The 6,965-nt window shown below is 40.6% G+C and carries 3 protein-coding genes; all 3 read right to left on the minus strand.

The window, feature by feature from the left end:
- Positions 1 to 268: 268 nt before the first annotated feature.
- Genes OEV42_21055 through OEV42_21065 form a run of 3 tightly spaced genes read right to left on the minus strand, consistent with a single transcriptional unit; the run spans position 269 to position 6,952 of the window.
- Complete coding sequence (locus OEV42_21055) at positions 269 to 2,536, minus strand: hypothetical protein (GenBank protein ID MDH3976760.1); 2,268 nt, start codon at positions 2,534 to 2,536, stop codon at positions 269 to 271.
- Between the two features lies 1 nt (position 2,537).
- On the minus strand, positions 2,538 to 2,681 hold the full coding sequence (locus OEV42_21060) for a hypothetical protein (protein ID MDH3976761.1): 144 nt from the start codon (positions 2,679 to 2,681) through the stop codon (positions 2,538 to 2,540).
- Positions 2,682 to 2,737: 56 nt separating this feature from the next.
- Positions 2,738 to 6,952 (minus strand): FG-GAP-like repeat-containing protein, encoded by a 4,215-nt coding sequence (locus tag OEV42_21065; GenBank protein ID MDH3976762.1) that lies wholly within the window; start codon positions 6,950 to 6,952, stop codon positions 2,738 to 2,740.
- Between the last annotated feature and the right edge of the window lie 13 nt (positions 6,953 to 6,965).

Below are 6,965 nucleotides of genomic sequence, written 5' to 3' on the forward strand. Positions count from 1 at the left end.
TGATGATGCGTTTAAAAAAGTTCTCGCCTACTGCAAACCCGCCTACTATCTTAACAAGGGCGCAAAATCAAATCCCCGGGAACTGGCATCACGGATAAATGAAGTCATCAAGAAACTTGTTGCCAGTTCTTCAAGCATAGCTCAACCTGACAAATAACCGAAAAATCATTTCATTCCTGAAAAAAACTTGAAAAAACAATATTTTTTATTTTTATAAATATTTAAAGATAGGATCTATCGCGCATTATGAGTTTTATCTGCATTATAATCACCATGAAAACACCGGGTATCCATCTATATCCGGATTGGAATTAGTCAGATTTTCTTTATAACTATCAGTAAAACCATCCGTTCCCGCGGAATCAATCAACCAAATATCAAAATCTCCATCTTTATTTGAACCAACGGCAATATGCTTACCATCACTAGACCATGATGGCGTAAACTCTGCATAATTAAGACCATCCGATAATGTCATCTTTTTCACTTGCTGTCCACTTAAACTTAGCTTATATAACTCATAATAGGAAGGTGTACTACCCCTGTAGAGTCTCCTCGTAAAAGCAATCTCTTTGCCATCCGGACTCCAGGCAGGAGCTGCATCCATTGGAATATTACCATCAGTAACCTGACAAGTAACTGGACCTATTGGATTACCAGAGGAATCCATAAGTAATATTGCATGAAGGTTATAACACCCTTCGGGTTGAAATCCAACATAGGCAATCGTATTGCCATCAGGAGACCAGGCAGGCATTGCACTATAAGAGCTTCCAGGTACATCGGTAAGCTTTGTTTCCGTTTTTGTCTGAACATCAATTAAAAATAACTCTACATCTGCGGTAGGCAGATAGTCTCCTGTTTCCCTCTGGAACGCTATTTTTGTGCCATCAGGTGACCACGTGGGCCAATCGCCATAAGTCAGCCTCTGCAATAGTCGATTTTCAATATCTAAAAGGAATATACTGGGACCGTCAGATGTGGAAAATGCGAGGCTTTTTCTGTCCGGTGACAGTGCAATTTTCCCGATTTTAATACTGGGATCCGCGTCAGCATAGACAACTGAATCACCACTTCCATCTTGATTCATACTATATATTTTTTCAATACCATTACGTCGTGAAAGGTAATAAGCTTTAGGTGGTTCAGTGACCAAGCCAATGACGGCACCCTCTTCCTGTCCGAGCTTGCCATTAAAAACGACGATGTACCGCCCCCGTTTTACATTGTCATCAGGTGGGTCGAAAGAAATAACGGGGGTAGACTCTCCCGGTGCTAATGGGGTGAGCAATTGATATGTTGCCAGGTGAATTCTAAAGCCGGAATTATTATCATAGTAAATATTAATTTCACCGAATTCATTCCCCCGACTATTAGTAATATAGGTCATTACCTCCTTGCTATTATTGGTAACCGTCAAACCGTTACTGTCAATCTGCACTCCCATCTCCCCACGAAAGAAGTAGTTCAGTAAACCGGCCGAGTAGCCTACGGCACGGGGTAATAAAAAGTCGGCAGATTCTTCGTGGACTTTGTTGTTAAGGGAGTATACTTCTTTGTACCCACGTTTTTTCAGTTCAAAATCGAAATAGGAAAATGCAGAGAGTCTTTTTATGATTTTGCTTTGATCAGGCCTGTATCTATCTGCAACATAGCCATGAAGATATTTAACATTAACAGTTACCGGTACGCCGATACCTTCCGGTTTAACCGATTCTTCAACTAAATTAATTCCTACTGCCACAGGATTGTTATAATTATCATATTTGTTGTCACCAAAATTACTATCCCGACTGATAAAGTTAGTGTTGGTAAATTCAGCAAGCCCTTTCCCTGTGTTTGTGTCCCAAAAGCTGTCAAGGGTATTAAATACTTCATTGTCCACAGCGGGATACCCGTCTAATCTAAGAGCATATTCTTCTTTTAAGTATTTCTCATACATATCAGTACCGGCTAGAGAGAATCCGTGCATATCATTCCTCACATGGGCAGGAACGGATTTATCCTGCACAAGGTGCATTATTTGACCGAGGGCACGAAATGTTTTTGCAAAATATTCCTCTCTGTCTTCCGCGTTCGTATAGGTTAACGAGCCCATAAAATAGAATCTCGCCTGACTCCAGCTAAACTCATTACCGCTCTCCCCAAAAGATTTCCCCCATTGCAGGGAAGGAAGCCCTGTCATCGTGTAACCAAGTACTGTATCATTGAGACCACTGCCTGTGGTGGGATCATAAAAATGATTTTTGTACCTGGCTCCTTCCACAGTTGCACTGATCAGGTCTTCCCAAAACTTAGGTCCCCCCTCATACTCTCCATCCTCAAAGGCGCTGCCGTCTTCTACCCACTTTCTTACGCTTTTATTGAGGTATCTATCCTGAATTGACATATCAAGTTGTCCAAGTGATGTAGAAAGGTCTGATATGTCGATAGAATTTTTTGTTATTTGTCGATGAACCGTTTTTTCGTAGCCAATAGAATCATGTGACAAACAAACGACCGTTAAGAATACAAACAAAGAAAGTTTAGTTTTCATTTTAAACCTCCAAATATTGACGCAATTTATAAATTGTTCGTAACATTGGTTTTTTTTCAGGGAAAAAATCATTAAGTTTATTAACTTCTATTTCAAGTGCATCTAAAATGATGCTTTCACTGATTCTTTGAATAGTGCTTTTCATTTATGATCCTATCTTCTTCAGCAAATTGATTTTGCATGGATATAACCTTCTCGTCCCTAAAAACTCTCGATCCGCCAAAGCCCGTCTTCGTCTTTCACAAAATAAATGAAGTAGGTAATTTCGATCAATGAACTATTAAATTCCTCCAAGCGACTAAACCTATATTCGGCCACGTCGTTCCTGATGTAATCCATTTCAATATCATTCATATTTACCGCAATTCCAGAAAGCTGATCTGCAAGTGCAATAAAAACCCTCTTATATTTTTCTCGAGATGAGGGATGATAGAAGGTTAATATAGAGTTAACGTCTCCTGCTTTCATTGCCTCTTTCATTCCACTCCATACAGCCTTCAATATGGCATCCGTTTGTTCAAGATTCATTACATTCACTACAGTGGCAACTTTCACAGTCTGTACTTCATCCCTACCAAAAGGACCGGGAAGCCCCCCCCCTGTACTATTTTCGACAGTTACAGTTACTTCAGGGGTGTAAATACCGGCCCCACTATAACCAAATGTAACCGGGCCGGGGGTACTTGTTACACTATCTACCACTCCATCGCCGTTAAAATCCCAGGAGTAGGCTATTGGCGTTCCACTGCCCTTATAATCAACTTCAAACTCAATATCCAGGTTACCCGTACTGGTATAAATGATCCCACTGGATGGTGATGCATCCAGTGTGGCGACGTTAATCGTGCCTCCTGCATAAACTGTTTTTGATGATTCGTCGGTTTCACCACTTGGAATGGTCGCTATAGCTTTTATCGTATTAAATGCTGCAGGGAAGAGGTTCACTTCAGCTGCAAAGTCACCATCATTAAAGTGGGCAAGGTAGCTGCGAGTAAGTGTTTCCCTTTCCGTTTGAGCCTCCACAATAATGATAACTCCAACTTCAGGAGAAATACTCTTTGCTGTCCCTGTTACGATGGTATGAGAGGAATCTAAAAAGCTTCCTTCTATAGGGGATGTAATATTGACACGCAGAAGGACTTCTTCAGGTATAGCAGAGGCTTCATTAGACCAGCCACTCTCCTTTGACCACGCATTTACCGCTGTAACAACATAGTAATAAGTGATACCGGCCTCCACATCAACGTCGGTATAAGAGAGATAACTGGATGAAACAGAATCGATCAAGGTGTAGTCGGTAGCAGAGAGCTCCGACCGGTAAATATTGTAACTGCTCAATCCATTTCCAGGGCTACTGCTCCATGCAAGTTTTACCTCTCCCTCTCCAGGCGTTGCAGATAGACCGGCAGGTACCGGGAGTTCCTTTGGGGAAGCGGAAACTTCTACAGAATTTCCACTTTCCTGGGAGGAGCTGTTGTTTGCTGTGACAACATAATAATAGTTTGTTCCAATCTCCACATCACTATCTGTAAAACTAATGGTACTGGCATTTGTGGAACCTATAAACTGATACCCGGAGCCTGCTGTAAGCGACCTATAAATTCTGTAGCCAACAAGATTACCTTCGCTGTTGGCACTCCAGGTAAGCTGGATGACACCCTCCATAGCATCCGATGCTGCCACTCCCACCGGGGCAGAAGGGGGTAATGTGTCAAGATAAAAATAGAGATAATTAGTCCATTGGTTAGTTAGTGTGTGAACTTTCGAATAGGTTTCGTATCCATCTTTAGAAATCGTAATGGTAGCCTGGAATGGTGCTACGTTATATGTCTCAAAGTAACCGCTATCATTTGAAGTCAGCGTTTGAGTTTTCTTTGGATCTTCTATGGTTACTGTTGCATTTCCTATGCTGCTGTAGTTATACGAATCGTATATCCATGCCCTGATTGCTGCAGGATAGAGTGGCAAAGAAATATCAAAAAGAAGCTCTTCGCCGGGGCTAACCGTCCTGGTAATATTAACAGTTCCGTAATTACTTCCATGAGCCTTGATATAGATCTCACCGGGTACAATCTTGTTAAACCTGTATCTACCATCGGTACCCGTCCAGAGATACTGGGTTTTTTCGGTATCTCTTATTTGTACATAAGCATAAGAAACTGCTAAACCCGAATCTTCAGACTTAACTGTTCCACTAACTATAGCAGTGGGGGTATATATAACCTTTGCAGTCTTTTCTGATACATTCCCCATCAAGTCAACAGCAACGACAGTTAATGTATTTTCACCTATATTAAGGGGAATATCATAAACAGTGAAAACGCCATCCTGCTTATGGATTGTGCCTGCTATTCCATTGACCGATATCTTTGCATCGGGATCATCTATTGTGCCTGAAACAAAGAGATAAGGTGTAATTACAGGCTCGCTCTCTGCTGGAGTTATAATATTGAAGTTAGGTGCTTCAGTATCGGGTGGGATAGGCATAACTCCAACCTTTACGGCAAATGAACTTTCTTCATCATTATTGTTTACAGCAGAAACCGTATAATAATAGGTAAGCCCGTTTGTCAATCCTGTATCTTTATAGGAGGCTGATGAAACAAGAGTTGCATTGAGTTTTTCATATCCACCTCCAGGGGAAAGACTCCTGTATATATTATAACCCTTGAGATCAGCTTCACTATTTTCAGCCCATACTAATGAGGCACTACTATCATCAACAACTCCTTTTAATCCTTTTGGTGGTGATAGCGGATTAGCAAGGGGTTTCTTTAAATGGTATATTAAATCTAAATACGCGCGGGCGTCATGACCTGAAGAAGAAGCAATATCTGGCAATCCATCAAGGTTAAAATCCTTAAAGACAACATTAAGACCAGACGCATCTCTTGCGTAATCAACTCCGGCATTGAAGGTGCCATCACCATTACCACGGAAATGGGTAATAACACTACTCACCAAGGCAATATCAAGATTACCGTCAAGGTCTAAGTCCTTTACATATAACTTGCCACTTCTCCTTAGATTTATCTCATAAACTGCAATACTTCCAAAAGTACCATCCCCTTTATTCAAAAATATTTTCATATTATAATAATCTGTCAGACTGTTGCTTTCTCTAGTAACTAAATCATTATATCCATCATTGTTAAAATCTCCCGGAATAGAGCTAAGATGACGATCCCAGGGGTACTCACCCAAGGGAATTGCCTGGTGAAAATGAAAGGTGCCATCCCCATTTCCGGCATGAATGTTAACACTATATGAAGAATTCCCCCATGTAGTGTTTATTTCAGCATTATTTATTATGTCTGTATATCCGTCACCGTTAACATCTCCAAGCTGGATAGAAGATCTATGATCTTCAATTTCATATGGTATTGCTTCTGAGAAAATACCGTCTCCTTTAGCCAGATAAACCAGTACATTATTACCAGACCAGCCATGTTCGAGATAAGCAATATCGGTATTACCGTCTCCATTAAAATCGCTACCATAGAGCCTGCCACCGTAATTGGTGGATGTTTCTATAACAGGACCACTTTTAAATGTATTGTGTCCCGATCCCCAGTAGAAAAATATCTTTGTAGTGTCTTTTGGAGTGCTATACCACTCAGAAGGGTATGCACTAAATGCAATGTCCTGGTTATGGTCATTATTAAAATCGCCCGTTATCATGCTGATACCCGAATGCAGGCCATCAATATTGATTAATGCTTCTCCCTGGAATAATCCATTCCCTTTACCAGGAATTATAGAAAATCTCTTTTCTGACGCAATTGCAATATCTACTATCCCATCATGGTTAAAATCTGAAACTTCAAGTCCATTTGCCGATTTATATCCCCCAAAAGAAAATCCCTTTTGGAAAGTACCGTCACCCTGTCCATGAAAGGTCATTAGAGAATCTCTCGCATTTATCAGAAGATCTAAATCTCCGTCATCATTTAGATCTTTAACAATTGGCAGCCATTTTTCAGGTGTATAACTCATGGGATAAGTGAACTCATGAGTTAATTTAAAGTCTTTATTCCCATCCCCGGAGTATACCAGAGCCTTCCGGCTTCCAAATTTAAAGCTCATAATATCGAGATTTCCATCTCTGTTAAAATCGTTTACAATAAAATCATTAGGGGCATATATCAATGACATTTCAGTAAAAGTAGCATCGCCATTCCCGGTGAGCAGCCAGATCGAACTGGATGAAATGCTGTGTACTGCAAGATCAATAATACCGTCTTCATCAAAGTCGGCAGCTACAATTTTACCTGGTTGTGATACACTCATCTTGAATATTTTACCTGTATTAAATGAGCCCTTTCCGTCACCTATTAATATGTGTATATCACTTGAAGAATATGCTGAATCCGATACAGCTATGTCATAGTTACCATCAGAATTAAAGTCGCCAATTGCAAGCCCTTTA

The sequence above is a fragment of the Deltaproteobacteria bacterium genome, assembly GCA_029860075.1.
In the GTDB taxonomy this organism is placed as follows: domain Bacteria; phylum Desulfobacterota; class JADFVX01; order JADFVX01; family JADFVX01; genus JAOUBX01.